General features: G+C 48.2%; 1 rRNA gene. It reads left to right on the top strand.

Features of this window, described 5'->3' with window-relative positions:
- Positions 1-128: 128 nt before the first annotated feature.
- Positions 129-957 (top strand): 16S ribosomal RNA (locus BK821_RS13080); the annotation flags it as partial.

The following is a 957-nucleotide window of genomic DNA, read 5'->3' as shown; positions in this document are numbered from 1 at the left end:
ATGAACATTGAAAACTGAATCGCAATATGTCAACGTTAATTCCGAACACAACATTAAATTGTTGGTTCAAACGTGTTAGAGATAACACACAAATTAGTATTTTATGAGCTAATCAAACATCATAATCATTTATGGAGAGTTTGATCCTGGCTCAGGATGAACGCTGGCGGCGTGCCTAATACATGCAAGTCGAGCGAACGGATAAGGAGCTTGCTCCTTTGAAGTTAGCGGCGGACGGGTGAGTAACACGTGGGTAACCTACCTATAAGACTGGAATAACTTCGGGAAACCGGAGCTAATGCCGGATAACATATAGAACCGCATGGTTCTATAGTGAAAGATGGTTTTGCTATCACTTATAGATGGACCCGCGCCGTATTAGCTAGTTGGTAAGGTAATGGCTTACCAAGGCGACGATACGTAGCCGACCTGAGAGGGTGATCGGCCACACTGGAACTGAGACACGGTCCAGACTCCTACGGGAGGCAGCAGTAGGGAATCTTCCGCAATGGGCGAAAGCCTGACGGAGCAACGCCGCGTGAGTGATGAAGGTTTTCGGATCGTAAAACTCTGTTATTAGGGAAGAACAAATGCGTAAGTAACTGTGCGCATCTTGACGGTACCTAATCAGAAAGCCACGGCTAACTACGTGCCAGCAGCCGCGGTAATACGTAGGTGGCAAGCGTTATCCGGAATTATTGGGCGTAAAGCGCGCGTAGGCGGTTTCTTAAGTCTGATGTGAAAGCCCACGGCTCAACCGTGGAGGGTCATTGGAAACTGGGAAACTTGAGTGCAGAAGAGGAAAGTGGAATTCCATGTGTAGCGGTGAAATGCGCAGAGATATGGAGGAACACCAGTGGCGAAGGCGACTTTCTGGTCTGTAACTGACGCTGATGTGCGAAAGCGTGGGGATCAAACAGGATTAGATACCCTGGTAGTCCACGCCGTAAACGATGA

This window comes from Staphylococcus sp. LCT-H4, assembly GCF_001866145.1.
GTDB classification, from domain to species: domain Bacteria; phylum Bacillota; class Bacilli; order Staphylococcales; family Staphylococcaceae; genus Staphylococcus; species Staphylococcus succinus.
The sequence above is the reverse complement of the archived record's forward strand: the minus strand, read 5'-3'. Positions and strand labels throughout refer to the sequence as shown.